The 26,874-nt window shown below is 73.6% G+C and carries 23 protein-coding genes and 2 pseudogenes; 10 read left to right on the top strand and 15 right to left on the bottom strand.

Going from position 1 to position 26,874, the window contains the following annotated elements; all coding sequences use genetic code 11:
• Positions 1–21: 21 nt before the first annotated feature.
• Positions 22–1,563 carry a protein kinase domain-containing protein gene (locus ACZ4NT_RS14265; RefSeq protein WP_467725413.1) on the bottom strand — a complete coding sequence of 514 codons (1,542 nt, stop codon included), beginning with the start codon at positions 1,561–1,563 and terminating at the stop codon, positions 22–24.
• A 350-nt stretch (positions 1,564–1,913) separates the two neighbouring features.
• Between ACZ4NT_RS14265 and ACZ4NT_RS14260 the strand changes: the two genes are divergently transcribed.
• Positions 1,914–3,551 carry a protein kinase domain-containing protein gene (locus tag ACZ4NT_RS14260; protein WP_121405059.1) on the top strand — a complete coding sequence of 546 codons (1,638 nt, stop codon included), beginning with the start codon at positions 1,914–1,916 and terminating at the stop codon, positions 3,549–3,551.
• Positions 3,552–3,698: 147 nt separating this feature from the next.
• On the opposite strand, the gene ACZ4NT_RS14255 is transcribed toward ACZ4NT_RS14260, so the two are convergent.
• Positions 3,699–4,241: a bacterial proteasome activator family protein gene (locus tag ACZ4NT_RS14255; protein WP_121405058.1), complete on the bottom strand. Its 543-nt coding sequence runs from the start codon at positions 4,239–4,241 to the stop codon at positions 3,699–3,701.
• 154 nt (positions 4,242–4,395) lie between these two features.
• Here ACZ4NT_RS14255 and ACZ4NT_RS14250 point away from each other — a divergent pair, with 154 nt between their 5' ends.
• Positions 4,396–5,016 (top strand): hypothetical protein, encoded by a 621-nt coding sequence (locus ACZ4NT_RS14250; RefSeq protein WP_467725411.1) that lies wholly within the window; start codon positions 4,396–4,398, stop codon positions 5,014–5,016.
• 29 nt (positions 5,017–5,045) lie between these two features.
• Here ACZ4NT_RS14250 and ACZ4NT_RS14245 read toward each other — a convergent pair whose 3' ends face one another.
• Together ACZ4NT_RS14245 and ACZ4NT_RS14240 are read right to left on the bottom strand one after the other, a co-directional pair.
• Positions 5,046–6,026 carry an NAD(P)H-quinone oxidoreductase gene (locus ACZ4NT_RS14245; RefSeq protein ID WP_121405056.1) on the bottom strand — a complete coding sequence of 327 codons (981 nt, stop codon included), beginning with the start codon at positions 6,024–6,026 and terminating at the stop codon, positions 5,046–5,048.
• 14 nt (positions 6,027–6,040) lie between these two features.
• Positions 6,041–6,688, bottom strand: a pseudogene (locus tag ACZ4NT_RS14240) (potassium channel family protein); the annotation flags it as partial.
• Between the two features lie 67 nt (positions 6,689–6,755).
• On the opposite strand from ACZ4NT_RS14240, the gene ACZ4NT_RS14235 reads away from it, so the two are divergent.
• Positions 6,756–8,003, top strand: coding sequence for a potassium channel family protein (locus tag ACZ4NT_RS14235; RefSeq protein WP_467725408.1), 1,248 nt, complete (start codon positions 6,756–6,758; stop codon positions 8,001–8,003).
• 42 nt (positions 8,004–8,045) lie between these two features.
• Here the strand turns inward: ACZ4NT_RS14235 and ACZ4NT_RS14230 are convergent, their stop codons facing one another.
• From ACZ4NT_RS14230 to pdhA, 6 genes and pseudogenes are all read right to left on the bottom strand, one after another.
• Entirely contained in the window at positions 8,046–9,416 is a 1,371-nt protein-coding gene (locus ACZ4NT_RS14230) for a molybdopterin molybdotransferase MoeA (RefSeq protein ID WP_467725406.1), read from the bottom strand.
• Positions 9,413–10,333 carry a DUF6457 domain-containing protein gene (locus tag ACZ4NT_RS14225; RefSeq protein ID WP_467725506.1) on the bottom strand — a complete coding sequence of 307 codons (921 nt, stop codon included), beginning with the start codon at positions 10,331–10,333 and terminating at the stop codon, positions 9,413–9,415. Before ACZ4NT_RS14225 ends, ACZ4NT_RS14230 begins: the two co-directional genes overlap by 4 nt.
• A gap of 339 nt (positions 10,334–10,672) precedes the next feature.
• A pseudogene (mobA, locus tag ACZ4NT_RS14220) lies at positions 10,673–11,107 on the bottom strand (molybdenum cofactor guanylyltransferase); the annotation flags it as partial.
• 76 nt (positions 11,108–11,183) lie between these two features.
• The gene (locus tag ACZ4NT_RS14215) at positions 11,184–12,728 is read right to left on the bottom strand and encodes a dihydrolipoamide acetyltransferase family protein (protein WP_467725403.1); all 1,545 of its coding nucleotides are present in this window, start codon (positions 12,726–12,728) and stop codon (positions 11,184–11,186) included.
• The gene (locus tag ACZ4NT_RS14210; RefSeq protein ID WP_121405053.1) at positions 12,728–13,732 is read right to left on the bottom strand and encodes an alpha-ketoacid dehydrogenase subunit beta; all 1,005 of its coding nucleotides are present in this window, start codon (positions 13,730–13,732) and stop codon (positions 12,728–12,730) included. Before ACZ4NT_RS14210 ends, ACZ4NT_RS14215 begins: the two co-directional genes overlap by 1 nt.
• Positions 13,729–14,883, bottom strand: coding sequence for a pyruvate dehydrogenase (acetyl-transferring) E1 component subunit alpha (pdhA, locus tag ACZ4NT_RS14205; RefSeq protein ID WP_467725401.1), 1,155 nt, complete (start codon positions 14,881–14,883; stop codon positions 13,729–13,731). The genes ACZ4NT_RS14210 and pdhA overlap by 4 nt, the downstream gene beginning before the upstream one ends.
• A gap of 190 nt (positions 14,884–15,073) precedes the next feature.
• On the opposite strand from pdhA, the gene ACZ4NT_RS14200 reads away from it, so the two are divergent.
• A complete protein-coding gene (locus tag ACZ4NT_RS14200; protein ID WP_121405051.1) occupies positions 15,074–15,565 on the top strand; it encodes an Lrp/AsnC family transcriptional regulator in 492 nt (163 codons plus the stop codon).
• A 35-nt stretch (positions 15,566–15,600) separates the two neighbouring features.
• On the opposite strand, the gene ACZ4NT_RS14195 is transcribed toward ACZ4NT_RS14200, so the two are convergent.
• Positions 15,601–16,191, bottom strand: a complete 591-nt coding sequence (locus tag ACZ4NT_RS14195; protein ID WP_121405050.1) for a TetR-type transcription factor C-terminal domain-containing protein — start codon at positions 16,189–16,191, stop codon at positions 15,601–15,603.
• Positions 16,188–17,702 (bottom strand): 3-hydroxyacyl-CoA dehydrogenase, encoded by a 1,515-nt coding sequence (locus tag ACZ4NT_RS14190; protein ID WP_467725399.1) that lies wholly within the window; start codon positions 17,700–17,702, stop codon positions 16,188–16,190. The genes ACZ4NT_RS14195 and ACZ4NT_RS14190 overlap by 4 nt, the downstream gene beginning before the upstream one ends.
• A 148-nt stretch (positions 17,703–17,850) precedes the next feature.
• Here ACZ4NT_RS14190 and paaN point away from each other — a divergent pair, with 148 nt between their 5' ends.
• A complete protein-coding gene (paaN, locus tag ACZ4NT_RS14185; protein ID WP_121405048.1) occupies positions 17,851–19,557 on the top strand; it encodes a phenylacetic acid degradation protein PaaN in 1,707 nt (568 codons plus the stop codon).
• A gap of 65 nt (positions 19,558–19,622) precedes the next feature.
• Here paaN and ACZ4NT_RS14180 read toward each other — a convergent pair whose 3' ends face one another.
• Genes ACZ4NT_RS14180 through ACZ4NT_RS14170 form a run of 3 tightly spaced genes read right to left on the bottom strand, consistent with a single transcriptional unit; the run spans position 19,623 to position 22,868 of the window.
• Complete coding sequence (locus tag ACZ4NT_RS14180; RefSeq protein ID WP_467725396.1) at positions 19,623–20,426, bottom strand: TrmH family RNA methyltransferase; 804 nt, start codon at positions 20,424–20,426, stop codon at positions 19,623–19,625.
• Positions 20,427–20,436: 10 nt separating this feature from the next.
• The gene (locus ACZ4NT_RS14175; RefSeq protein WP_467725394.1) at positions 20,437–21,732 is read right to left on the bottom strand and encodes an HTTM domain-containing protein; all 1,296 of its coding nucleotides are present in this window, start codon (positions 21,730–21,732) and stop codon (positions 20,437–20,439) included.
• A complete protein-coding gene (locus ACZ4NT_RS14170; protein ID WP_467725392.1) occupies positions 21,732–22,868 on the bottom strand; it encodes a DUF5819 family protein in 1,137 nt (378 codons plus the stop codon). Before ACZ4NT_RS14170 ends, ACZ4NT_RS14175 begins: the two co-directional genes overlap by 1 nt.
• A gap of 269 nt (positions 22,869–23,137) precedes the next feature.
• Between ACZ4NT_RS14170 and paaA the strand changes: the two genes are divergently transcribed.
• From paaA to ACZ4NT_RS14145, 5 genes are read left to right on the top strand one after another with little or no spacing between them, the layout of a single operon-like run.
• Complete coding sequence (paaA, locus tag ACZ4NT_RS14165) at positions 23,138–24,199, top strand: 1,2-phenylacetyl-CoA epoxidase subunit PaaA (RefSeq protein ID WP_121405046.1); 1,062 nt, start codon at positions 23,138–23,140, stop codon at positions 24,197–24,199.
• Complete coding sequence (gene paaB / locus ACZ4NT_RS14160; RefSeq protein ID WP_121405045.1) at positions 24,196–24,480, top strand: 1,2-phenylacetyl-CoA epoxidase subunit PaaB; 285 nt, start codon at positions 24,196–24,198, stop codon at positions 24,478–24,480. Before paaA ends, paaB begins: the two co-directional genes overlap by 4 nt.
• Complete coding sequence (paaC, locus tag ACZ4NT_RS14155) at positions 24,477–25,211, top strand: 1,2-phenylacetyl-CoA epoxidase subunit PaaC (protein ID WP_121405044.1); 735 nt, start codon at positions 24,477–24,479, stop codon at positions 25,209–25,211. The genes paaB and paaC overlap by 4 nt, the downstream gene beginning before the upstream one ends.
• Positions 25,208–25,789 (top strand): 1,2-phenylacetyl-CoA epoxidase subunit PaaD, encoded by a 582-nt coding sequence (gene paaD / locus ACZ4NT_RS14150; RefSeq protein ID WP_467725390.1) that lies wholly within the window; start codon positions 25,208–25,210, stop codon positions 25,787–25,789. Before paaC ends, paaD begins: the two co-directional genes overlap by 4 nt.
• Positions 25,789–26,856, top strand: coding sequence for a 2Fe-2S iron-sulfur cluster-binding protein (locus ACZ4NT_RS14145; protein WP_121405042.1), 1,068 nt, complete (start codon positions 25,789–25,791; stop codon positions 26,854–26,856). Before paaD ends, ACZ4NT_RS14145 begins: the two co-directional genes overlap by 1 nt.
• Positions 26,857–26,874: the final 18 nt, after the last annotated feature.

The following is a 26,874-nucleotide window of genomic DNA, read 5'->3' as shown; positions in this document are numbered from 1 at the left end:
GAAGGAAAGCGATGTGCCCGCTCAGGGGCCCTCGACGTCCCCGCTGCCGGAGGGCTCCGGCGACTCCTCCGGATCGGGCGACTCCGGAGTCGCCGACGGCGTCGTCTTGGTCGGCGGCACCTTGGTGGGCGCGGTCTTCGTCGGCTTCTCCGACGGCTCGCCGGTCGGGGTGTCGGACGGCGAGTACGACGGCGACCAGTCGTCGCCGGTGCCCGTGCCGGTCCCGCTGTCCGTGGAGTCGTCCGTGGCGTCGCCCGTGGAGTCGTCGCTCGGGCTCGCGTCCTTGTCCTTGTCCTTGGTCGTGGACGCCGTGGGCGACGTCGTGGTGCCGTTGCCCCCGCCGCCACCGCCCCCGGTGGTGTTCAGCGCGAGCGCCACTCCGGCCGCGATCGCGATGATCGCGAAGACCGCGAGGATCCACAGCTTGCCGCGGCCGCTGCCCCGGTTGCCGTGCCCCTCGAAGCCCCCGTCGTCCCCGCCGCCGGTCTGCGGCAGCAGCGGCGAGGGGATCTGCGCCGTGCCGGAGTCGCCGGGATGCGGCAGCATGCCCGCGCCCGCGAAGCCCGCCGCCGGGGTGTGCCGCCCCTCCTGCAGGGTCACGGGCCCGGTGTTCCAGGTGCCGGTGTGGCCGCCCTGGTCGTACAGCATCTGCAGCGCGTACTGGACCAGTCCGCGCATCTCCTCGGCGGTCTGGAACCGGTCGTCGGGCTCCTTCGCCAGCGCACGCATCACGAGGCCGTCGAGCTCCGGCGGCACCGTGTCCGAGACGCTCGACGGGGGCGCCGGAATGTCCTGGACGTGCTGGTAGACCACGGACAGCGGTGTCTCACCGGTGAACGGGGGCCGCAGCGCGAGCAGTTCGTACAGCAGGCAGCCGGTCGCGTACAGGTCGGAGCGGTGGTCGACGGCCTTGCCGAGCGCCTGCTCCGGGGAGAGGTACTGGGGCGTGCCCATGACCATGCCGGTCTGGGTCATCGTCGACTGCGCGCCGTGCAGGGCGCGGGCGATGCCGAAGTCCATCACCTTCACGGCGCCGGTGTCGGTGATGATGACGTTGGCCGGCTTGATGTCGCGGTGCACGATGCCGTGCTGGTGCGAATAGGCCAGCGCCTCCAGGACACCGGAGACGATGATCAGCGCCTGCTCCGGGCCGGGGGCCTCGGCGTTGAGCAGCAGGTCGCGGATCGTGCGGCCCTCGACGATCTCCATCACGATGTACGGGACGACCCCGTGGCCGACGGCGTCCTCGCCGGAGTCGTACACGGCGACGACCGCGTGGTGGTTGAGACCGGCCACCGACTGGGCCTCGCGCGTGAAGCGGGCCTTGGAGACCGGGTCCTCGGCCAGGTCGGACCGGAGCAGCTTGACCGCGACGGTGCGGCCCAGACGTACGTCCTCGGCCGCGAACACCTCGGCCATACCGCCCCGGCCGAGTCTGCGGGTCAGCCGATATCGGCCGTCGCCGACCAGTCCGCCGTTACCCCACATCTCCGGCGCATCTGACATACCGCCGCCAGTCGCCTCGGGGTCGGACGGGCCCTGAGCGCGCTGCTGCTGTGCCATCAGTCCTCGCCGTCGTTTCTGCCCGCGGTCTGCGCGGTGGTTGTTACGGTCTCCGTCGAGCCACGCTACAGGCTCCACGCAAGGCGCCGGTCCGAGTTCGATTCGAGATGAACCGGCCATGAAACCCGCACCGGGTCTCCGCGTGCAAATCCTGTGTACCGGCCGTACGCCGGCTGTAACGCTTCCGCGACTCTTCTTTCGCGTACGGTCACGGAACGGGCACCGAGCTTGACGTGTCACTGCCCTCGGGCAGACTTGGCCGGGAATAGCACATTGGATCACTGAGGACCGATCGCCGACCGCGGGAGCACACCAGCCGCTGCCGCCGCGCCAATGGGGGACGCAGAAACATGAGCCAGGACGGCGCACAGGGCCGGTACGCGGGGCGTGCGGTCGCCGGCGGGCGCTACCAGCTGCGTGACTTGCTCGGCGAGGGCGGCATGGCCTCGGTGCACCTCGCGTACGACTCGGTGCTCGACCGCCAGGTCGCGATCAAGACGCTGCACACCGAACTCGGACGCGAGCAGGCCTTCCGCGAGCGGTTCCGCCGCGAGGCCCAGTCGGTGGCCAAGCTCACGCACACGAACATCGTCTCGGTCTTCGACACCGGCGAGGACGACCTCGACGGCATGACGACGCCCTACATCGTCATGGAGTACATCGAAGGCCACCCGCTCGGCTCGGTCCTCGACACGGACATCCGGCAGTACGGCGCCATGCCCGCCGACAAGGCCCTGAAGATCACCGCGGACGTCCTGGCCGCCCTGGAGATCAGCCACGAGATGGGCCTGGTCCACCGGGACATCAAGCCGGGCAACGTGATGATGACGAAGCGCAACGTCGTCAAGGTGATGGACTTCGGCATCGCCCGCGCCATGCAGTCCGGGGTCACGTCGATGACCCAGACGGGCATGGTCGTCGGCACCCCGCAGTACCTCTCTCCGGAGCAGGCCCTCGGCCGGGGCGTGGACGCGCGCAGCGACCTCTACTCGGTCGGCATCATGCTGTTCCAACTGGTCACCGGGCGGCTTCCGTTCGAGGCGGACTCGCCGCTCGCCATCGCGTACGCGCACGTCCAGGAGGAGCCGGTCGCGCCCTCCTCGGTCAACCGCGCGCTGCCCCCGGCCGTGGACGCCCTGGTCGCCCGCGCGCTCAAGAAGAACCCGAACGAGCGTTTCCCGAGCGCCGAGGCGATGCGCGACGAATGCCTGCGCGTGGCCCAGTCCCTGCAGCCGGCGACGCCGAACATCGTGCCGGGCGCCCAGACCTCCAGCGGGGCCGGTGTCGGCTCCGCGGTCTTCCCGCCGGTCGACCAGTCGGCCCCGGCCCCGACGGGCCCGGTGCAGACGCCCTACCAGCCCGGACCCTACGGCCCGCCCACCCCGGCGCACGCGCACACTCCGGCGCCGTCGTACGGCTATCCGCAGCAGGGCGGCTACCAGACCCCGCAGCAGACCTCGGCGTACTCGCCGCAGCAGGGCACGTCGACCCCGCCGCCGTACAACCTGACGCCGCACTCCCCGGCGCCGGGCGGCTCCGGCGGCAAGAGCAACAAGGGTGTGATCATCGGTTCGGTCGTCGTCGCGCTGGTCGCCATAGGCGGTCTGATCACGGCACTCACGATGAGCGGCGGTGACGACGACAGGCGCGGCGGTGGCGACTCCACCGCCTCGGCCTCCGCGTCCGAGGTCGCGGGCCACAAGGGCCCGGACACGACGAAGACGATCGAGACGACCGAGTGCACGGAGCCGGACGAGTCGTACAACGACCCGGACAAGATCAAGGTCCCCGAGTTCACCTTCAAGTACATCAAGTCGGTCAAGTCCTGTTTCCAGGCCGCCGGTTGGCAGATGAACATCAAGGACATCGACGAGAACACCTACGGCGAGGGGATGGTCATGGACCAGTTCCCCGCCGCGGGCACGGACGTGGACCCCAAGAACATGCCCGACATCGAGCTGAGGGTCTCGACGGGCGACCCGTCCTGACGGACGGCTGAGGCCGGTCCGCCGGCCGCACCGACACGGCGAAGGGCCCGGCACGTGGGTGCCGGGCCCTTCGTCTGCGCGTCCGTCCGGTCGGGCCGGCCGGGACGGCCCGGGGTCCGTGCCCCGGGGCCCGGCGATCCGGCGGATCTAGAGGTACGGGCCGCCCGAGCGGCCGCCCGCGCGCGGGTCCTCCTCGTCGTCACCGCCGCCCATTCCCGGGGGCAGGGCCCTGCGCATCTGCTCCAGCTGAGCCCTGGCCGCCATCTGCTGGGCGAACAGGGTCGTCTGGATCCCGTGGAAAAGGCCCTCCAGCCACCCCACCAGCTGGGCCTGCGCGATCCGCAGTTCGGCGTCGCTCGGCGTCCCCCCTTCGGTGAAGGGGAGGGACAGCCGCTCCAGCTCCTCGACGAGCTCGGGCGCCAGCCCGTCCTCCAGCTCCTTCACCGAGCTGGCGTGGATCTCCTTGAGACGCACCCGGCTGGCCTCGTCCAGAGGGGCCGCGCGCACTTCCTCCAGCAGCTGCTTGATCATGCTGCCGATCCGCATCACCTTGGCGGGCTGTTCCACCATCTCCGTCACCGGGACCTCGCGGGAGTCGTCGTCTCCGGCGCCGCCGAGAGGCAGTCCGTCCTGGCCCACGACCAGGATCTGGGGGTTCTCCGGCGACCGTTCGTTCCTCGGCATCTCCATGCCGCCATTGTCTCGCACACGTCCACCTCATCACGGTGGTGCCCCCTCCGGAGGATGATCCACCGCGTACGGGCCGAGATGCCGGACTCGTCACCCCATGTGAGTCTTGTTCCGTTGATCTTGGCGACCCTCGCACCGGGAGGGGGTCACGGACGTGACTCCAGGGCTCCGCACACAGCGGCACCACGGCCATGCGCGGCGCGCGGCGGGCCTGGGACTGCTGCTGGTCCTGCTGACCGGCGGCACCACCCGGACGGCGTACGCGGCCCCGTCCGCGCACGAGGCGGGGCCACGGCCCTCGCCGAGCGCCTCCGCGTCCCGCACCGCGTCGGCGGCGGCGTCCCCCGCACCGGCCGCGGACGCGTCCCGCGCCGGGAGCCGGGCGGGCGAGGGCCGGGAGCGCCCGGGACGGGAGGAGCCGGACCCGCGGGAGGACGACGCGGGACCGACGTACACGGACCGCGACCCCGGCAGCCGCAAGCGGCCCGAACACCCCGACCGGCCCGCCGACGGGGACGACACGGAGCGCGCGGACGCCACCGCCGACGCGGACGACCCGCAGGACTCCGGCACCGCGGACGGCGACGGCACCCCGGAGAGCGCGGTCGCCCCCGAACCGCCGCAGGACGCGGCGCGGCAGCCGGGCGGGCCGGGCCTCACCCGGTCCGCGCCGGAGGAGCCCGTGCTGCGGATACTGCCGCTGGGCAGCGGACTGATCCTCATCGGCTGCGGTCTGGGCCTCGCCTTCCTGGCCCTGCGGACCCGGCGCGGCTGAGAGCCGCCGAGGCGCCCGCGCCGAGCGGGCTACTCCACGACGAGCAGCACCTTGCCGATGTGCCCGCTCTCCTCCAGCACCCGGTGCCCCGTGGCCGCGTCGCTCATCGGGATCTCCCGGTCCACGATCGGCCGTACGTGACCGGCGGAGATCAGCGGCCACACGTGCTCACGCACGGCGGCAACGATGGACGCCTTCTCACCGAGCGGTCGGGCCCGCAGCGAGGTCGCGCTGATCGCGGCCCGCTTGCCGAGGAGCGTGCCGATGTTCAGCTCGCCCTTGACGCCGCCCTGCATGCCGATGATCGCCAGCCGCCCGTTGACGGCCAGCGCCCGGACGTTGCGCTCCAGGTACTTGGCGCCCATGTTGTCGAGGATGACGTCGGCGCCCGCTCCGTCGGTGGCCCGCTCCAGCTCCTCGACGAAGTCCTGCTCGCGGTAGTTGACGAGGACGTCCGCACCGAGATCGGCGCAGAACTGCAGCTTCTCCTTGGTGCCGGCGGTGACGGCGACCTTGGCGCCGACCGACTTCGCCAGCTGGATCGCCATGGTGCCGATGCCGCTGGAGCCGCCGTGCACGAGCAGCGTGTCGCCGGGACGGAGGTGGGAGATCATGAAGACGTTGGACCAGACCGTGCAGGTCACCTCGGGCAGGGCCGCCGCCAGACGCAGGTCGACTCCGTCCGGAACGGGCAGCAGCTGACCGGCCGGGACGGCGACCTTCTCGGCGTACCCGCCGCCCGAGAGCAGCGCGCACACCTCGTCCCCGACGGCCCACCCCGACACCCCGGGGCCCAGGGCGGCGATCCGCCCGGAACATTCGAGGCCGGGGTACGGGGACGCGCCGGGCGGCGGGTTGTAGAAACCCTGCCGTTGCAGCAGATCCGCTCGGTTGACGGCACTGGCCACCACCTCGACCAGGACTTCGCCCTCCCCGGGCACCGGATCCGGGACGTCGTCCCACACCAGCGCCTCGGGACCACCAGGTTCGGGAATCGTGATCGCTCGCATGCCGCGAGGCTACTTCAGGAGACCCGCACGATCGTGATGAGACGGTCCGTCAACTCCAGCGTGCCGATGGCCGGATCGTCGTACCCGAGCACCCGGTGGCCGCGTACCACGCTCACGATCAGCTCCCCGGTCTCGCGCACGCCCTTGCCGACCTCGGCCTTTATGACCGGGCGTTCCACGATGTCCAGGCCGCTGCCCTGCTGGATGAGGTCCTCCATGACCAGGCCCGCGCTGGGGCTGAGGACGGAGAGCCCGAGCAGCCGGCCCGCCGCACCGGCGCTGGTGATGACGGCGTCGGCGCCGGACTGCCGCAGCAGAGGGGCGTTCTCCTCCTCCCGCACCGCGGCCACGATCTTCGCCGCGGGGTTGAGCTGCCGGGCCGTCAGGGCGACGAGCACCGCCGTGTCGTCCCGCTGCGTGGCGATGATGATCTGCCGCGCCCGCTGCACCTCGGCCCGCAGCAGCACGTCGCTGCGCGTCGCGTCCCCGACCACGCCCGCGTAGCCCTCGGCCACCGCCGCGTCGACCACCTTCGAGCCGGGGTCGACGACGACGATCCGCTCCTTCTTCAGTCCGGTCGCACAGACGGTCTGCACCGCGGACCGCCCTTTCGTCCCGAAACCGACCACCACCGTGTGGTCACGCAAGGCGGGCCTCCCACGAATCGACGGACGTCACCCGCGCCGACGTTACCCATCCGGAGGCCAAGATCCGAGAGCATGGCCTCCGGTGCCGGCCGACGACCGGACCGCGAGCCGCTGGGAGCAGGCCATGAACGGGCAACAACGACCGCCCAGAACCGCCGTACGCCGCGAGGACACGGGCCGAGGGAGCACGGGCCGGAGGGACGCCCGGGGCGACGGCGCCCGCGGGAGGGAGCGGGGCGGCGCGGGCCGCTTCCCCATCCTCCGTTCCCTCTGGTACCGGTCGCGCACCGAGGCCCTGGACGACGCCGAGGCGGGCCGCTCGATCCGGCTGCCCGTGGAGGGCACCGTGCCGCCGCTCCAGCAGGTGCTGCGGCGGCTGGCCATGGCGCTGCTGGTCCTCGCCCTCACCACGCTCCTGGTCTGGGTCGACCGGTCCGGCTACAGCGACAGCTCCGACCAGACGGTCGACCTCCTCGACGCCGCGTACTACGCGACCGTGACCCTCTCCACCACCGGCTACGGCGACATCACCCCGGTCAGCGACTCGGCCCGGCTCATCAACATCCTGGTCATCACCCCGCTGCGCGTGCTGTTCCTGATCATCCTGGTCGGCACCACCCTGGAAGTCCTCACCGAGCGCACCCGGCAGCAGGTGCGCATCCACCGCTGGCGCTCGCGGATGCGGGACCACGTGGTGGTCGTCGGGTACGGGACCAAGGGCCGGCACGCCGTCGAGACGCTGCTGGGGCAGGGCATCGCCCGGGACCGGATCGTCGTCGTCGACCCCCAGCCGAAGACGGTGGACGCGGCCGGCAGCGACGGGCTGGTGTCCGTCCTCGGGGACGCCACCCGGTCCGACACCCTCCTCAAGGCCGAGATCCAGCACGCCGCCCAGGTGATCGTCGCCCCGCAGCGCGACGACACCGCGACGCTCGTCACCCTCACCGCCCGCCAGCTCAACCGGCGCGCCACGATCGTCGCCGCCGTCCGGGAGGACGAGAACGTGCCGCTGCTCAAGCAGAGCGGCGCCGACATGGTCGTCACCAGTTCCAGTTCGGCCGGCCGGCTGCTGGGCGTGTCGGTGGCCAGCCCGCACGCCGCCGACGTCCTGGAGGGCCTGATGACCTACGGCAGCGGCCTCGACCTGTCGGAACGGCCGGTGTCCGAGCGGGAGATCGGGGCCGCGCCGCACGACTGCACCGACCTCGTGGTGGCCGTCGTACGCGGCAGGAAGGTCCTCGACCAGGCCGCTCCCGACACCGCGCCCCTGCGGGCGGGCGACCGCCTGATCACGATCAGCCGGACGGCGAACGGCGGGCACCGTCCGTAGCGCAGCCCGGGTCCGCCCGCCGCGAGCCGCCCGGTGCTCCGGTCAGTCCAGGCACGCCTCGAGCCCGGCCAGCGCCCAGGGCAGGTCGAGGATCTCCAGCTCCTGACCGGCCCGGGCGCCGCCGGGAGGTACGACGGCGAGCGCGTCGGAGGCGGCGATGCCCCGCAGCATGGCCGGCCCGTTGTAGTGCAGCGGCACGGCCTGCTCGCCGCGCAGCGCGACGGGAACGAGCCGGGTGTCGTACGGATGCCCGTGCACCGCTTCCCCGAGGGGCATCGCGTACGGCTCCGGAGCCGTCCGTCCGGCCAGGGTGCGCAGCAGGGGTTCGGCGAGCGTGAGCAGCCCGGAGACGGCGGCGAGGGGGTTGCCGGGCAGGCCGACGAGGTGCTGGTCCTCCTTGGTGCGGGCCAGCAGCATGGGGTGCCCGGGGCGGACCTCGACGCCGTCCACGAGGAGTTCGGCGCCGAGCCGTCCGAGGACGGGGTGCACGTGGTCCACGGGGCCGGAGGCGGTGCCGCCGGTGGTGACGATCAGGTCGGCGGCGGAGCCCGCGATCGCCCTGCGCAGGGCGTCAGCGTCGTCGCCCAGCCTGCGCACGGCGACGACCTCGGCGCCGAGCGACCGCAGCCAGGGCGGCAGCATGGGGCCGAGCGCGTCCCTGATCAGCCCGTCCCGGGGGAGACCGGCGGTGAGCAGCTCGTCGCCGAGGACCAGGACTTCGGCCCGCGGGCGGGGCCGGACGGCGAGCGTGTCGTAGCCGGCGGCCGCGGCGAGGCCCAGCACGGCCGGCGTGACCACCGCGCCGACCGGCAGCAACTGGTCGCCGCTGCGGCACTCCTGGCCGCGCGGGCGGATGTCCTGACCGTGCACGACGTCGCGGGTCGGGTGCAGCCGCCCCTTGTCGTCGAGCCGTCCGTGCTCACCGCGCAGGACGGCGGTCACGTCCTGCGGGATGCCGGCGCCGGTGGCGATGCGCACGGCCTCGCCGTCGGTGAGCCGTTCCGGCCGGGCGTCCCCGGCCAGCACTCCTTCGGCGCGCACGACCCAGGGACCCGGGCCGGCCACCGCCCACCCGTCCATCGCGGAGGTGTCGAAGGAGGGCAGGTCGGTGAGCGCGGCGAGCGGCGCGGCGAGGACCAGACCGAGGGAGGCGTCGACCGGCACGGAGACCGGCGCCCGGCGGGCCCCGGCACGGCCGGCCCGTTCGGCGACGGCGCGCGCCCGCGGCCAGGGGGTGGCCCGGTGTTCGCCGGGAGCGCTCCGCTGCGCCTGCCGCTCGCCGTCGGGGGCGGGCTCGGGCACCGGACGGCTCTGGGGCATCGGCACGGCATCTCCCTTGACCAGGGCGAGGGCCTCCTCGACGTCGAAGTCCTCGTCCTCCTGGCTGTCGCGGGTGCCGCGGGCGGCGGTCATCCGGCGTCCGGCCGACCGGCGGGACCCTCACCGGACGCCCCGGAGGCCGGGGTGGCCGGTTCACCGCCGGACGGCGTGGCCGGGGCGTCGGAGGCGGGGGTGGCCTCGTCCGCCCAGGCGAGTGCCAGCGCCGACGCCCGGCGGGCGGCTTCGGCCACCGCCTCGGGGCCTCCCCCGGCGCGGGCCGCCGCGTACCCCACGAGGAACGTGGTCAGCGGCGCCGAGGGGCGGGCCACCGAGTGCGCGGCGTCGCGGGCGAGGTCCAGCAGGACGCCGGTGTCGACGTCCAGGTCGATGCCCAGTTCGTCCTTGACTGCGGAGATCCATTCATCCAACACGTGCCCATGCTCCCTGATGCGTGACCGAGCGGCGGCGATGTCGTCCCAGGTGTCGCAGTCGAAGGACGCGACGGGATCGGCGATACGGGTGAGGTCGAGGGCGGCGGTGACCCGCCGCAGCGGCAGCCCGGTCAGCCCGCCGTGCTCGACCCCGAGCCCGCGGAGCACTCGCCGCAGCGCCTCCGCGCGGTACACGGCGACCAACGGCTGCTCCCGCCCCCCGGAATCGGTGAGGAGAACTCCGTCGGCGAGCGAACCGGGGAGACCGGGGGCGGGGGTGGCGGACTGAGCGGTGGCAGAACCGGGGTCACGCGGACCGGCGTCGGCCGGACCGGGGGTTCCCGCACCGGGGGTGGCCGGACCGGGGGCGCCTGGACCGGGGGTTCCCTCACCGGGGGCGGCCGACTCCGAGGCGTACGCCCCGGCGGGGCCCGAGCCGGGGGCGCGCGGGCCGGGGGCGGCCGGATCGGGGGTTCCCGCACCGGGGGCGCCTGGACCGGGGGTTCCCTCACCGGGGGTGGCCGACTCCGAGGCGTACGCCCCGGCGGGGCCCGAGCCGGGGCTGTCCGCACCGGCGATGGCAGAGCCGGCGGGGCCACGGCCAGGGGCACCCGCGCCGGAGGGGCCGGCAGCGGTGTCGGCCGGTCCGGCGGTTCCCGCACCGAGAGTGGCCGGGCTGGGGTCGCCTGGACCGAAGGCGGCCGGACCGGGAGTTCCCGCACCGAAGATGGCCGGACCGGGGGTTCCCGCACCGGGGGCGGCCGGACCGGGGGCGCCTGGACCGGGGGTTCCCGACTCCGACGCGTACGACCCGTTGGGGTCCGAGCCGGGGCTGTCCGCACCGGCGATGGCAGAGCCGGCGGTGCCACGGCCAAGGGCACCCGCGCCGGAGGAACCGGCACCGGTGTGGGCGGGAGCGGCGGGGCCTCGGCGGAGCGCCGTCAGCAGGCGCCGTACCGTTCCCGCCGTCAGGAACGGCAGGTCGGCGGAGAGGACCACGACGTACTCGGCGGTGACGTGCCGCAGGCCCGCGTCCAGCGCGGCGACGGGGCCCGCCCCGGGCGGATCCTCGCGTGCCCACACCACGGGCCGGGCGGTCGGCCGCGGACCGGCCACGACGACGGTGGTCCCGGCACCGGCACACGCGGCCAGCACCCGGTCGAGCAGCGCCCGTCCGCCCACCCGCACCCCGGGCTTGTCCGCGCCCCCCAGCCGCCGCGCGCCGCCCCCGGCGAGCACGACGGCGTCGTACACGGCGGGCGCGGCGGGCGCGGTGGAGCCGCCCCCCGCGACGGGAGCGACGGAGGCATCGGCGGGGCCGCCGGCGGCGCCCGCCGTCTCGTGCGCGGTCATCCCCCGAGTATGGGCGCCCGATGGATCATTGCCACCCCCGTGCACAGCATGTGGACGGGGGCGGCCCGAGGGACGACTACAGCGTCCGCAGCAGCACCGCAGGCTGCTCCACGCAGTCCGCGACATGGCGCAGGAAGCCCCCCGCGGTGCCTCCGTCGCACACCCGGTGGTCGAAGGTGAGCGAGAGCTGCACGACCTGCCGGACCGCCAGCTCCCCCTCGTGCACCCACGGCTTGGGGATGATGCGGCCGACGCCGAGCATGGCCGCCTCCGGGTGGTTGATGATCGGCGTGGAGCCGTCGACACCGAACACGCCGTAGTTGTTCAGCGTGAACGTGCCGCCCGTGAGGTCCCCCGGCGTCAGCGTCCCGGTCCGCGCCGACTCGGTGAGCCGGGCGAACTCCGCGCCGAGCGACTCCGCGTCCCGCGTGTGCGCGTCCCGGACGACGGGCACGACGAGCCCGCGCTCGGTCTGGGCGGCGAAGCCCAGATGCACCCGGTCCAGCCGCACGATCTCGCGGGCGTCCATGTCGACCGTCGAGTTGAGCTCGGGGTAGCGGGCCAGCGCGGCGGTGCAGATACGCGCGAGCAGCGCCAGCAGCGAGATCTTGGGCCCGCCGGCCGCGTTCATCGCCGCGCGCGCCCGCATGAGCTCCGTCGCGTCGGCGTCCACCCAGCAGGTCGCGTCGGGGATCTCGCGCCGGCTCCGGGAGAGCTTGTCGGCGACGGCACCACGGACCCCGCGCAGCGGTACCCGGACACCGTCCGCGGCGGCCGAGGTCCGGGCGGCCCCGGCCGGGGCGGCGACCCCCATGCCGTTGCCCTGCGCACCCGGGAGCTCCGGCGCGACGGCGGGGGAGGCGCCCGCGGCGGCCCCGCGCTCGGCCGGCACACGCGCCGCGCCCTGCCCGGAAGCGGCTGCCCGCAGGGCGTACTCGACGTCCGCCCGGAGGATCAGCCCGTCCGGGCCCGAACCCTCCAGCTCGCGCAGGTCGAGCCCGTTCTCGCGGGCGAGCCGGCGCACCAGCGGCGAGATCACCGGAACGGGCCCGTCCGCCCTCGGCCCACCGACGACCGGACCACCCGCACCGTCGGCCCGGCCCGCCGCGACGGCCTCGGACCGGAACGTGTCCGGCACGACGACCGGCGCCGGCACGACGCCCGCACCGGCCGCGCCGGACGCGCCCGCCGGGGCCGGGGCGGCCGTCTCGGCGGACGCGGACGCCGCTGCGGCCCCCGCGTCCGCGAAAGCGTCCTGACGGCGCCCGGACACGGACGGCGTCGGCCGCACTCTCCTGCGCCGCGAGGGCGGCGCCTGCGTGCCGTATCCCACCAGCACGTTGCCCGAACCCTCGTCGCCGTCGGACGACGCGGGCGCCCCGACCGCGACCGTGATCAGGGGGGCGCCGACGGGCAGCTCGCTGCCCTCGTCACCGAACCGGGCGGTGACCACGCCCCCGTAGGGACACGGCACCTCGACCATCGCCTTGGCCGTCTCGACCTCGACGACCGGCTGGTCCACGGCGACGACGTCACCGACCTGGACGAGCCAGCGGACGATCTCCGCCTCGGTGAGCCCCTCCCCGAGGTCGGGCAGCTTGAACTCCAGCACCTGGGCCATCAGCTCTCGCCCTCCCATTGCAGCCGTGCCACCGCGTCCAGGATCCGGTCGACGCCCGGCAGGTGGTGGCGCTCCAGCATCGGCGGCGGATACGGGATGTCGAACCCGGCCACCCGGAGCACCGGCGCCTCCAGGTGGTGGAAGCAGCGCTCGGTGATCCGCGCGGCGATCTCCCCGCCCGGACCGCCGTACCCGCCGGACTCGTGGACGACGACGGCGCGTCCGGTCCGCCGGACGGCGGCGCAGACCGTCTCGTCGTCGAAGGGCACCAGGGAGCGCAGGTCGACGACTTCGAGGTCCCAGCCCTCGGCCCGCGCCGCCTCGGCCGCCTCCATGCACACCGGCACGGACGGGCCGTACGTGACGAGGGTGGCGCTCCGGCCCGGGCGCCGCACCACCGCGCGGCCGATCGGCTCGACGGCGGACGGCTCCTGCGGGTTCCAGGAGTCCTTCGACCAGTACAGCCGCTTGGGCTCCAGGAAGACGACGGGGTCGTCGGAGGCGATGGCCTCGCGCAGCAGCCCGTAGGCGTCGGCCACGGTGGCGGGCGTGACGACGTGGAGACCGGGCGTCGCCATGTAGTACGCCTCGGAGGAGTCGCTGTGGTGCTCGACGCCGCCGATACCGCCCCCGTAGGGCACGCGGATGGTGATCGGCAGCGGCATCGCGCCGCGCGTGCGGTTGCGCATCCGCGCGACGTGGCTGATCAGCTGCTCGAACGCCGGATAGGCGAACGCGTCGAACTGCATCTCCACGACGGGGCGCAGCCCGTACATGGCCATGCCGACGGCGGTGCCGAGGATGCCCGCCTCCGCGAGGGGCGTGTCCGTGCAGCGGTCCTCGCCGAACTCCGCGGCGAGCCCGTCGGTGACCCGGAAGACACCGCCGAGCGCGCCGACGTCCTCGCCCATGACGTGGACCGTCGGGTCCTCGGCCATGGCGTCCCGCAGCGCGCGCCCGAGGGCCTGCGCCATGGTGGCGGGTTTCAGGGCCACGGTCGTCATCGGCCGGCCCCTTCCGCGCCGTGCGTGCCGTCGGCCTCGGCTTCGAGCTCCGCGCGCAACTGCGCCTCCTGCTCCCGCAGTTGCGGGGTGGGCTCGGCATACACATGGGCGAACAGGTCCATCGGGTCGAGCACTGGGTCCTGGTTCATCCGCTCGCGCAGGTCCGCGGCCATCGCCTCGGCGTCCTCGCGCGCGGCCCGTATGCCGTCCTCGTCGAGCCAGCCGCGCTCGGTCAGCTCCTGCTCCAGCAGGGCGATCGGGTCGTGCGCGCGCCAGGTCTCGACCTCGGCGTCACCGCGGTAGCGGGTGGCGTCGTCGGCGTTCGTGTGGGCGTCGATGCGGTACGTGACGGCCTCGACGAGCGTCGGACCGCCCCCGGCGCGCGCGTGCCGCACGGCCTCGGTGAGGACCTCGTGCACGGCGGCCGCGTCGTTGCCGTCGACCAGTCGTCCCGGCATCCCGTAGCCCACGGCCTTGTGGGCCAGGGAGGGGGCCGCGGTCTGCTTGGCGAGCGGCACGGAGATGGCGAAGCCGTTGTTCTGCACCAGGAAGACGACCGGGGCCTGCCACACGGCGGCGAAGTTCAGCGCCTCGTGGAAGTCGCCCTCGCTGGTGCCGCCGTCACCGACCATGGCGAGCGCGACCACGTCGTCGCCCTTGAGTCGGGCGGCGTGGGCGAGGCCCACCGCGTGCGGGAGCTGGGTGGCGAGCGGGGTGCACAGGGGGGCGATGCGGTGCTCGCGCGGGTCGTAGCCGGTGTGCCAGTCGCCGCGCAGCAGGGTGAGGGCCTCGACGGGGTCGAGGCCGCGGGCGACGGCCGCCAGGGTGTCCCGGTAGCTCGGGAAGAGCCAGTCGCGCTCCTCCAGGACGAGCGCGGCGGCGACCTCGCAGGCCTCCTGACCGGTGGTGGAGGGGTACACGGCGAGGCGGCCCTGCTTGGTGAGGGCCGTGGCCTGCGTGTTGTAGCGGCGGCCGCGGACCAGCTGGGCGTACAGCCGGCGCAGCAGGTCGGGGTCGGCCTGCGCGGCGGCCTCGGTGCCGAGGACGCGATGGGGCAGCGCGTCGGGCAGCAGCGGCGCGGGGTCGGTGCGTGGCTGCCAGGCGGGCGGCGGTGTGGGCCGGTAAGCGCCTCGCTGCTCCATGACCGTCATGACGGCACCTCCTCGTGGGAGCGGCTGGAAGAGACGCATCGGGTGTGATGCGCCTCACCTACCGATTGTTCGGTCGTCGGCACATTTTGGCTACAGGCACCGCCAGGCTGTGGACAAACGGTTCTGCACAGCCTGAGATGGACGCAGTACGTCCATGGTAGGGAGGCGGGGGGACATGGCACCTGAACAAATGGCCGAGGGACCCGAGCCCGGACCGGGGCTGCCGCCCGCCCGCCCGCTCGACGCCATCGATCAGGACATCCTGCAGATGCTCCAGGCGGACGGCCGCGCCTCGATACGCTCCGTGGCCGAGCGCGTCCACGTGTCCCGGGCCAACGCCTACGCGCGGATCAACCGGCTCATCGAGGACGGCGTCATCCGCGGCTTCGGAGCCCGCGTCAACCACGAGCGCGCCGGACAGGGCACCTCGGCGTACATCACCCTCAAGATCGTGCAGAACTCCTGGCGCACGGTGCGCGCACAGCTGCGGGCGCTGCCCGGGGCCGCCCACATCTCGCTGGTGGGCGGTGACTTCGACGTCCTGCTCCTGGTGCACACCCCGCACAACCGGGCACTGCGCGAGCTGGTGCTCACCCGCCTCCAGGCCATCCCCGAGGTGCTCAGCACCCGGACGCTGCTGGTCTTCGAGGAGGAGGACGTGGAACCGGAACCGGAGGGGTGAGGGACGCGGGCCGTGCGGAGCCGCCCCTGCCCGGCTCAGCCCTGCTTGCGGAGCCCCTCGAAGACCAGCCGCACCACCGCGTCGGCCACTTCCCGTTCGGCCGTGCCCCGGCCGTCGGGCCGGTACCACTCCACGATGGAGTTGATCATCCCGAAGACCAGCCGGGTCGCGAGCCGGACCTCCACGTCGGCGCGCACGTCGCCGTCGTCGGCCGCGGCCCGCAGCAGCTCGGCCACCCGGTGGTCGAAGTCCCGGCGCCGCTCCAGGGCCCAGCGCTCGGTGTCCGTGTTGCCCCGCACGCGCAGCAGCAGCGTCACGTACGGCAGCTCGGAGGTGAGCACCTCGACCATCCGCCGTACGACGTACTCCAGCCGCTCCACGGCACGCCCCACGCGCGCGTGCTCCTCGTCGAGGATCCCGAAGAGGCCGTCCAGCGCCCGGCGCACGGCCCGGCCCAACAGCTCCTCCTTGCCCGCCACGTGGTGGTAGATCGACGACTTGGAGATGCCGGCGGCCTTGGAGAGGTGCTCCATGGAGGTGCCGTCGTAGCCGCGCTCGATGAAGACCTGGACGGCGACGTGGAGCAGCGTCTCCGGCGTGTACGTGTCCCGCTTGGCGGTGGTCACGAGGTGCCCTCCCGCTTCTCGGAGGCGTGCCCGTGGCGGTACAGCGCGAGCGAGGGCGCGTACCGGCCGGAGGGCTCCCGCAGATGCAGCTCCTCCAGGAGGTCGTGCGCCCAGGTCCTGCCCAGCCTGCGGCTCCACTCGAAGGGGCCCAGCGGGTAGTTGACGCCGAGCCGCATCGCGGTGTCGACGTCCTCCTCGGTGGCCACCCCCTTGGCGACGGCGTCGTGCGCCAGGTCGACGATGCGGGCCACCGTCCGGGCGACGATCATGCCGGGGGCGTCCCCGATGACGCTGACGTCCTTGCCGAGTGCCTGGAACAGGCCGGTGGCCTCGGAGAGCGTCTGGGAGGCGGTGTCCTGGGAGGCCGACAGGGCGATCCGGGTGGCCCTGCGGTAGTCCAGCGCGAGGTCGAAGTAGACGACGTCGCGGAACTCGACCGAGGTCTGGCCGTCGGCGAGGACCAGCTGGCCGCCGGAGGGCAGCATCAGACGGGTGCCGTGGTCCTCCTCCTCCTCGCGGACCTGGATGCCCGCCTCGCGGATCAGGGCGACGAGTTCGGAGGCGGGTCCGAGGTCGCCCTCGACGGTGACGTACGCGGGCGGGCGGGCCCGCTCCGCCGTGTGCGGCTCGGGCCGGTCGGCGCCGTCCGCGTAGTCGTACCAGCCGTGTCCCGACTTGCGGCCGTGCCGGCCGGACTCGACGAGCCGCCGCTGGGCGAGCGAGGGCGTGAAGCGCACGTCCTGGAAGAAGGCCTGCCACACGGAGTGCGTGACCGACTCGTTGACGTCCTGCCCGATCAGGTCGGTCAGCTCGAAGGCGCCCATCCGGAAGCCGCCGGACTCGCGCAGGACGGCGTCGATCGTGGCCGGGTCCGCGGCCTGGGACTCGTAGACCGCGAACGCCTCGGCGTAGAAGGGCCGGGCGATGCGGTTGACGATGAAGCCCGGGGTGTCCGCGCAGGCCACCGGCGTCTTGCCCCAGGCGCGGGCCGTCTCGTACGCGCGCGTGGCCGACGTGACGTCGGTGGCGAACCCGGAGACGACCTCCACCAGGGGCAGCAGCGGAGCGGGGTTGAAGAAGTGCAGCCCGACGAAGCGGCCCGGGTGGCGCAGCGCGCCGCCGATGGCCGTGACGGACAGCGAGGAGGTGTTCGTGGCGAGCAGGCAGTCTTCCGCGACGACGTCCTCCAGGTCGCGGAACAACTGCTGCTTCACATCGAGCTGTTCGAGCACCGCCTCCACGACCAGCACGCAGTCCGCGAGCTCGTCGAGGCTCCCCGCCGGGTGCAGCCTGGCGCGCGCGGCGTCCCGGTCGGCGGCGGTGAGCCGGTCCTTCTCGACGAGCCGGTCGAGTCGGTCGCCGATCGCCCGGGCGGCCGCTTCGGCACGTCCGGGTACGGCGTCGTAGAGCCGCACGGGCCGGCCTGCGACCAGCGCGACCTGGGCGATGCCCTGGCCCATGGTGCCGGTACCGACGACGGCCACGGGGCTGCTGAGGTCGAGTGCTGTCATGCTCGCGATCCTCCCGCACACGGTTTTCCACAGATGCGGCGGTCCCCCTTGTCCCGACCGATCGTTCGGTTACTCTAACCGTGTCCGTCCCTTCCTGCCCAGCTCGCGAGCTCGACGAGGAGCTCCTGAGACGAGGAGTTGGTCCTTGATGGCCGCCGAACTCACCGCGCACCAGCTGATCGCCCAGCACCGGCCCACCCTCGACCAGGCGCTGGAAGCGATCCGCACACGCGCGTACTGGTCCCCGCACCCCGAGCACCCCAAGGCCTACGGGGAGCACGGGAGCCTGGGCATGGCGGAGGGCAAGGCCGCCTTCGACGCCCTTCTCGGCACCCGCCTCGACCTCGCCCAGCCCGGCACCGACGACTGGGTCGGCGGCGAGACCTCGCCGTACGGCATCGAGCTCGGCGTCACCTATCCGCACGCGGACGTCGACGTGCTGCTGCCGGCCATGCGCGCGGGCATGCGCGCGTGGCGCGACGCGGGCGCCGAGATGCGCGCGGTGGTCTGCCTGGAGATCCTCAAGCGGATCAGCGACCGGACGCACGAGTTCGCGCACGCGGTCATGCACACCAGCGGCCAGGCCTTCATGATGGCGTTCCAGGCGGGCGGCCCGCACGCCCAGGACCGCGGCCTCGAAGCGGTGGCGTACGCGTACGTGGAGCAGGTCCGCACCCCGGACACCGCGGAGTGGACCAAGCCCCAGGGCAAGCGCGACCCGCTGGCGCTGAACAAGCAGTTCACCCCGGTCCCGCGCGGCATCGCCCTGCTGATCGGCTGCAACACCTTCCCGACGTGGAACGGCTACCCGGGCCTGTTCGCCTCCCTGGCCACCGGAAACGCGGTGCTGGTGAAGCCGCACCCGCGCGCGGTCCTGCCCCTGGCGCTCACCGTCGCCGTGGCCCGCGAGGTGCTCGCCGAGGCCGGCTTCGACCCGAACCTGGTGGCGCTGGCCGCCGAGCGGGCCGGAGAGGGTATCGCCAAAACCCTGGCGGTCCGCCCCGAGATCCGCATCATCGACTACACGGGCTCGACCGAGTTCGGCGACTGGCTGGAGGCCAACGCCCGCCAGGCGCAGGTCTACACGGAGAAGGCCGGCGTCAACACGGTCCTCGTCGAGTCGACCGACGACTACAAGGGCATGCTGTCGAACCTGGCCTTCTCGCTGTCCCTGTACAGCGGCCAGATGTGCACGACCCCGCAGAACCTGCTGATCCCCCGCGACGGCATCCGCACGGACGAGGGCCCCAAGTCGTTCGACGAGGTGACCGCCGACCTCGCCAGGTCGGTCGACGGGCTCCTCGGCGACGACGCCCGCGCGAACGCCCTGCTGGGCGCCATCGTCAACCCGGACGTGAAGGCCCGCCTGGAGGCCGCGTCCGGTCTCGGCGAGGTGGCCCTGCCCTCGCGCGAGGTCGCCAACCCGGAGTTCCCGGACGCCGTGGTCCGCACCCCGGTGATCGTGAAGCTCGACGGCGCCAGGAAGTACTGGGAGGGCGCCGAGGACGAGGCCGCCTACCTGAGCGAGTGCTTCGGCCCGGTCTCCTTCGCGGTCGCCGTCGACTCGGCGACGGACGCCGTGGACCTGCTGCGGCGCAGCATCAGGGACAAGGGCGCGATGACGGTCGGCGCGTACACGACCTCCGAGGAGGTCGAGCAGGCCGTGCAGGAAGCCTGCTTCGACGAGTGCGCGCAGCTCTCGCTGAACCTGACCGGCGGGGTCTACGTCAACCAGACGGCGGCCTTCTCCGACTTCCACGGCTCCGGCGGCAACGCGGCGGCCAACTCGGCCCTGTGCGACGGCGCCTTCGTGGCGAACCGCTTCCGGATCATCGAGGTCCGCCGGGAGGCGTAGCCCCGGGATCCCGTCCGGCCGTTCCCGTCGTCGCCGCGAGGCGGCCGGGCAGGGCCGGACAGGCCTCAGGCCGACGCGCCCCCGGCGGCGCTCCAGTGGAACAGCGTCATGGCCACGCTGGTCGCGAGGTTGTAGCTGGAGACCTGGGGGCGCATCGGCAGCGACACCAGATGGTCGGTCCGGGCGCGCAGTTCGGCGGAGAGCCCGCTGCGCTCGGAGCCGAAGGCGAGGACGGCGTCGTCCGGCAGCTTGATGCCCCGGATGTCCTCGCCCTCCGGGTCCAGGGCGAAGACCGGCCCCGGCGGCAGCCCGTCGACCGTCAGCCGTTCCACGACGGTCGCGAAGTGCAGTCCCGCCCCGCCCCGCACGACCGTGGGATGCCAGGGGTCGAGCGTGCCGGTGGTGACCACCCCGGTCGCCCCGAAGCCCGCCGCGAGCCGGATGACGGCGCCCGCGTTGCCCAGGTTCCGCGGCTGGTCGAGCACGACGACGGGCGCCGTGCGGCCCGGGCGGGCCAGGATCTCCAGATGGGCCGCCCGGGAGGGGCGTACGGCCAGAGCGGCCACCGCGGTGGGGTGCGGACGCGGGACGAGCCCCCGCAGCGTCGTCTCCGGCACCTCGACGAGGAGCCGGTCGAGCGCCTCTCCGACGTCGGGGGCCAGTTCCCCGGCCAGGGCGAGCGCCGCCGGCCGGTCGGCGGTGACGGCCACCGGAATCCGGCCCCCGAAGCGCACCGCGTGCTTGAGGGCGTGGAAACCGTCGAGCAGGACCGAGCCGTCGGCCAGCCGGTGCCAGGTGCGTACGGCGTCGTCCGCATCTCCGGTACCGGTGTCGCCGTTCGTGCCTCGCCTGCTGCCCGGGTCGTTCATGCCGTGAAGCCTACGTGCGTCCCCTCAACGGCTCCGGGCTGCGCGGTCGCTGCCCGCGCTGCCCCGGCACCGTCCGGGCCCGGGCGGGCAGCAGGCCCGCACGCGCGCGTGCCGTCCAGCCCCCCAGCCGCTGCAGGAAGGACGTCGGCAGGAACACCGCGTCGGCGGCGATCATCGCGAGCGAGAAGAACGGCAGACCCAGGACCACCGCGATCACCGCGTGCTCGAGCATCATCACGGCCAGCAGGACGTTCTTGACCCGCCGGTTGAAGAGGGTGAACGGGAAGGCGACCTGGGCGACGACCGTCCCGTACGTCACCAGCAGCACCGTCGTGCCGTGCGCGGTCAGCAGGTCGGAGAGGGCGGGCCAGGGCGAGAAGTAGTCCAGGTGCAGCGGGTAGTAGACGGCGGTGCCGTCCTGCCACCGCGAACCCTGGATCTTGTACCAGCCCGCGGTGCTGTAGATCAGGCAGGCCTCGGCCATGATCACGAGCAGTGCCGCGTTGTGCGCGAGGTTGGCCACGACGTCGAGCAGGATCCGGGGCTGCGCGGTGCGTGCGCGGCGCCCGACCGCCCACCAGAGTCCCTGCCCGGCCCACAGCCCCCAGAAGACCGTGGCCCAGCCCCCGAGCCACCCACCGTCGATCTTCCCCGCGAGCGTCGCGGCGACGAGGGCGAGGCCGAGCACGCACCAGAGGGCGGGCCCCACGCGGTCCGGTACGCCCCGGAGGGCGGGCCCCACACGGTCGGGCACGCCCCGGCGGGCTGGCCCCACGCGGTCGCCGGCCGTGGCGAGGTCCGGGGCACCGCCACGCGCGCGTGCCGCGGGGGCGAGGCGGGCCCGCCGCTCGTCCAGCGACCAGACCTGTCCGCAGCGCGTGAAGATCAGATAGATCGACATCAGGTGGATGACGTTGTCCCCGCCGTCCCCCATGAACACACTGCGGTTCTGCAGGGACAGTACGCCGATCATGAACAGCACGGACATGGTGCGGGTGCGCCAGCCGAGCATCAGCAGCGCGCTCGACAGCACGGCGAGGGCGTAGAGGCTCTCGAACCAGAGCTGGCTGTCCGACCACATCAGGGCCGTGAAGGCGTGGTTGTTCGCGATGAGCTGCTGGGCCAGATCCCAGTTCCAGGGCCCGTCCGGCCCGTACATCTCCTGGCGGTGCGGGAACTCCCGCAGCAGGAACAGCAGCCAGGTGGCGGAGAAGCCGATGCGGATCACGGCCGTCTGGTACGGCCCGAGCGCCGTCTCGGTGATCCGGGCGATCGCCCGCGCGAGGCAGAGGGAGAACCGGTTCATCAGGCGCTCGCCCCCGCGCCGGACGGCACCCGCCACCAGGGCAGCACCCGGAACACCGGCTTGTCGGAGACCTGCTCCACGCTCCAGTCGGGCGGCGGCACGTTGGTGGTCCGGGAACGGACCTGGACGCGCTCGACGAGACCGCTGTCGGCCTTCACCCGCTCACGGTCGAGACGCAGGACGACGATGCGGCGCAGATAGCGCTCGGAGAGGTCGCCGCGCAGGCCCGTCGGCCGGTTCTCGCCGTCGTGCGAGGCGAGGAAGAAGTCCCAGGCCCGCCGCAGTTCGTTCTGCTGCGTGTGGCTCGGCAGCAGATTGCCGTCGATGGCCTCGCCGTCCTGCGCGGACAGGTCGTACCAGCCGGTCGTACGGTGCCCCCCGTCGGCGGTCCTGACCTCCGCACGGACCTGGACCGCGATGTTCTGCTGCAGCGGGTTGGGGGCGAACAGCTTCCAGTTCTGCTCGAACTCGGGGTAGATCCACTCCTCGACGGCCCTGCCGTGCTGCCTGGTGGCCGTGTTCGAGGGCGCGACGTGCAGGAACACCGTGCCGAGGTGCACACACGCGGCGACCATGACGAACGCGAGGGCGGTGGCGGCCGCGATCCGGTACGGCAGGGACAGCGCGGCGAGCCCGGTCCGGTCGGCGGGCAACGCACCCGCCTCACCCGCGGGCCCGGCGGGAGGCGGCCACGCCTCGTCCCCCGCCCCGGCCGGAGCCCCGATCCGGTCGGGAGCGCCCGGCCCACGGCCGGGCCGCCCGGCGTCGGGGCCGGATACGCGACCGGCGGCCCCGGCGCCGGATGCGTCGAGTACGCCGCCTTCAGCCCCGGCTTCACGGTCCTCCGACAGCCGGCCGGCCTCCCCGGCGCGGGGGCCGCCCGGCCCCGAACCACCGTCCCCGGGCTCGGGGAGGCCGTCGCCGGTCACGGCCTCGGGATCGCGCGGTGCGCGGTCGCCGGCCCCGGCCCCGGCCCCGGGAACGTCCCCGTCGCCGCACACGGCCTCGGGGTCGCGCGGTACGCGGCGGTCCGCCGTGGCCTCCGGGCGGGCGGGCTCGGCCGGTGGGGGCGGCGCGGAGCCGTCGGGCCGGTCCGGCCCGTGCCGGGCATCCGAGCCCTCGTCGTACGCGTCCATTACGCCCCGTTCCCCGATCCCGGTCCGCTTCCCCGCCATCCGGCCGTACGGCGCCGTGCCACGCGCGCACCCCGCGCCACGGCGTTCGCACCGGAACGGAACGGTACTCAGGCGCGCGGTCCAGCACAGCCCCACGGGTCACAGCGGTCGCAACAGGACCCGTGAGGTTATCCACAGCGGTTGACACCTTACGACGCTCGACCGACCATGGATCCGAGCGAACCGAACGATCGGTCGGTAGCCAGGAGCGAGAGGTCGAGGGGGACCGCATGGCAACAGCAGCCGCGCAGCGTACGGCCCGCACGGAGGCGGACCCGGCGACGGACGGCGCCGCCCACGAGGCGTACGAGCGAGCCTTCGACGCCGCCGTCGCGGCCGACGAGCGCATCGAGCCCCGCGACTGGATGCCCGACGCCTACCGCTCCACGCTGGTCCGGCAGATGGCGCAGCACGCCCACTCCGAGATCATCGGCATGCAGCCGGAGGCCAACTGGATCACGCGCGCCCCCTCCCTGCGCCGCAAGGCGATCCTGATGGCCAAGGTCCAGGACGAGGCGGGGCACGGCCTGTATCTCTACAGCGCCGCGGAGACCCTGGGCACCGGCCGCGAGGAGCTGCTGGACAAGCTGCACACCGGCCGTCAGAAGTACTCCTCGATCTTCAACTACCCGACGCTGACCTGGGCGGACGTCGGCGCCATCGGCTGGCTGGTGGACGGCGCCGCGATCACCAACCAGGTCCCCCTCTGCCGCTGCTCCTACGGGCCGTACGCCCGCGCGATGGTCCGCATCTGCAAGGAGGAGTCCTTCCACCAGCGCCAGGGGTACGAGCTGCTGCTGGCCCTCAGCCGCGGCACCCCGGAGCAGCACGAGATGGCCCAGGACGCAGTGAACCGCTGGTGGTGGCCCTCCCTGATGATGTTCGGCCCGCCGGACGACGAGTCGGCGCACTCGGCGCAGTCGATGACGTGGAAGATCAAGCGCCACTCGAACGACGAGCTGCGCCAGCGTTTCGTCGACATCTGCGTCCCCCAGGCGGAGTCCCTCGGCCTGACCCTCCCCGACCCGGACCTGCGGTGGAACGAGGAGCGGGGGCACCACGACTTCGGTCCGATCGACTGGTCGGAGTTCAAAGAGGTCCTCAAGGGCAACGGGCCGTGCAACGAACAGCGGATCACCCAGCGCAAGCGGGCCCATGACGAGGGCGCCTGGGTCCGCGAGGCCGCGGCCGCGTACGCCGGCAAGAAGGCCGCAGGGACGGATGCAGTCGGCGCGGGCACCGGCACCGGCACCGGCACGCACGAGGACGCACACGGAAAGGCGCGAGCATGACCACCGACTGGCCCCTCTGGGAGGTCTTCGTGCGCTCGCGCCGCGGACTCTCCCACACCCACGCGGGCAGCCTGCACGCGCCGGACGCCGAGCTGGCCCTGCGCAACGCACGCGACCTGTACACCCGTCGCGGCGAAGGCGTCTCGATCTGGGTCGTCCCGTCCTCCGCCGTCACGGCCTCCTCGCCCGACGAGAAGGACCCCTTCTTCGAGCCGTCCGCCGACAAGCCCTACCGGCACCCGACCTTCTACGAGATCCCGGAAGGAGTGCAGCACCTGTGACGCCCACCCTGCCCGCGACCGGCACCACGGCCGCCGCGGCCCTCTGCCTGGGGGACGACGCCCTGGTGCTCTCGCACCGCCTGGGGGAGTGGGCCGGCCACGCCCCGGTCCTCGAAGAGGAAGTCGCCCTGGGGAACATCGCGCTGGACCTGCTCGGCCAGGCCCGGGTCCTGCTGTCGATGGTCGGCGACGAGGACGAGCTGGCCTACCTCCGCGAGGAGCGCGCCTTCCGCAACCTCCAGCTGGTGGAGCAGCCGAACGGCGACTTCGCGCACACCATCGCCCGCCAGCTGTACTTCTCCGTCCACCAGCACCTGCTGTACGGGCGGCTGGCGGCCGGCGACGGCCCGTTCGCGCCGCTCGCCGCCAAAGCCGTCAAGGAGGTCGCCTACCACCGGGACCACGCGGAGCAGTGGACCCTGCGGCTCGGCGACGGCACGGAGCTGAGCCACGAGCGCATGCAGCGGGCCTGCGATGCCCTGTGGCGGTTCACCGGTGAGCTGTTCCAGCCGGTCGAGGGCCTGGACGTCGACTTGGAGGCGCTGCGCGCCGACTGGCTCGCGTCCCTCACCGACGTCCTGCACCGCGCCACCCTCCAGGTGCCCCAGGGCCCGCAGTCCGGAGCGTGGAGGGCCGGCGCCGGTCGACAGGGCCTGCACACCGAGTCGTTCGGCCGGATGATCGCCGAGATGCAGCACCTGCACCGCAGCCACCCGGGAGCGTCCTGGTGACCCCCGCCCCCACGGCCGCGGACCGCGCGACTCCTCTGGAGCAGGAGCTGCGCAGGCTCGCCGGATCCGTGCCCGACCCCGAGCTGCCCGTCATCACCCTGGAGGAGCTGGGCGTCCTGCGCGCGGTGCACGTCCGCGAGGGCGGCTCGGTCGAGGTCGAGCTCACCCCGACGTACACGGCCTGCCCGGCCATCGAGTCGATGTCCACCGACATCGAGCGCGTCCTGCACGAGCACGGCGTGCGCGAGGTGTCCGTCCACAAGGTGCTCAGCCCGGCCTGGTCGACGGACGACATCTCCGACGAAGGCCGCCGCAAGCTGCGGGAGTTCGGCATCGCGCCCCCGCGCGGCGGCCGCCCGTCCGGCCCGGTGGCGGTCGGACTCGGCCCGACCCGCACGGCCGGCTCATCCCCCGAGGCCGCCCTCGGTGAGGCCGCCTCGGCGACCGAGCCGGTCCGCTGCCCCCTCTGCGGCTCGGCCGACACCGAGCTGCTCAGCCGCTTCTCGTCGACCGCCTGCAAGGCGCTGCGGCGCTGCCTGTCCTGCCGCGAACCGTTCGACCACTTCAAGGAGCTGTGATGGCCCGGTTCCACCCGCTCCCGGTGGCCGCGGTCGACCGGCTCACCGACGACTCCGTCGCCCTGACCTTCGCCGTGCCGCCCGGCCTGCGCGAGGAGTACCGGCACGCCGCCGGCCAGCACCTCGCCCTGCGCCGGACCGCCGACGGCACGGAGATCCGGCGGACGTACTCGATCTGCTCCCCCGCGCCCGCCCCGTCCGACCCCGAGGGCCCGCGCACCCTGCGCGTGGGCGTCCGCCTCGTCGACGGGGGCGCCTTCTCGACGTACGCGCTCAAGGAGATCGCCGTCGGCGACGAGGTGGAGGTGATGACACCGGCCGGACGCTTCACGCTGGAGCCGGCCCCCGGTCTCTACGCGGCCGTGGTCGGTGGCAGCGGCATCACTCCCGTGCTGTCGATCGTCGCGACCCTGCTGGCACGCGAGCCCGAGGCGCGCTTCTGTCTCCTGCGCGGCGACCGGACGTCCGCCTCGACGATGTTCCTGGAGGAGGTCGCCGACCTGAAGGACCGCTACCCCGAGCGGTTCCAGCTGGTGACGGTGCTCTCCCGGGAGGAGCAGCAGGCGGGGCTGCCCTCCGGGCGCCTCGACGAGGAGCGGCTCACCGCGCTGCTGCCCGCGCTGCTGCCCGTGGACCGGGTGGCGGGCTGGTTCCTGTGCGGGCCACTGGGGCTCGTCCAGGGTGCGGAGCGGGCTCTGCGCGGCCTCGGTGTGCCGCGGGCTCGTCTGCACCAGGAGATCTTCCATGTGGACACCGCCGCCGTCCTCCCGAGCACCGCACCGGCCCCCGCCCACAGCACGGTGACCGCCCGGCTCGACGGCCGCGGCGGGACCTGGCCCGTCCAGGACGGCGAGTCCCTTCTGGAGGCCGTCCTGCGCAACCGTCCCGACGCCCCGTACGCCTGCAAGGGCGGCGTGTGCGGCACCTGCCGGGCCTTCCTCGTCTCGGGCGAGGTCCGGATGGACCGCAACTTCGCGCTGGAACCGGAGGAGACCGAGGCGGGGTACGTCCTGGCCTGCCAGTCCCACCCGGCCACGGAGAAGGTGGAGCTGGACTTCGACCGCTGACGCCGCGTCCGCCGTTCC

Source organism: Streptomyces sp. NPDC026417 (assembly GCF_055567695.1).
This window is presented reverse-complemented; position numbering and strand designations above follow the sequence as displayed.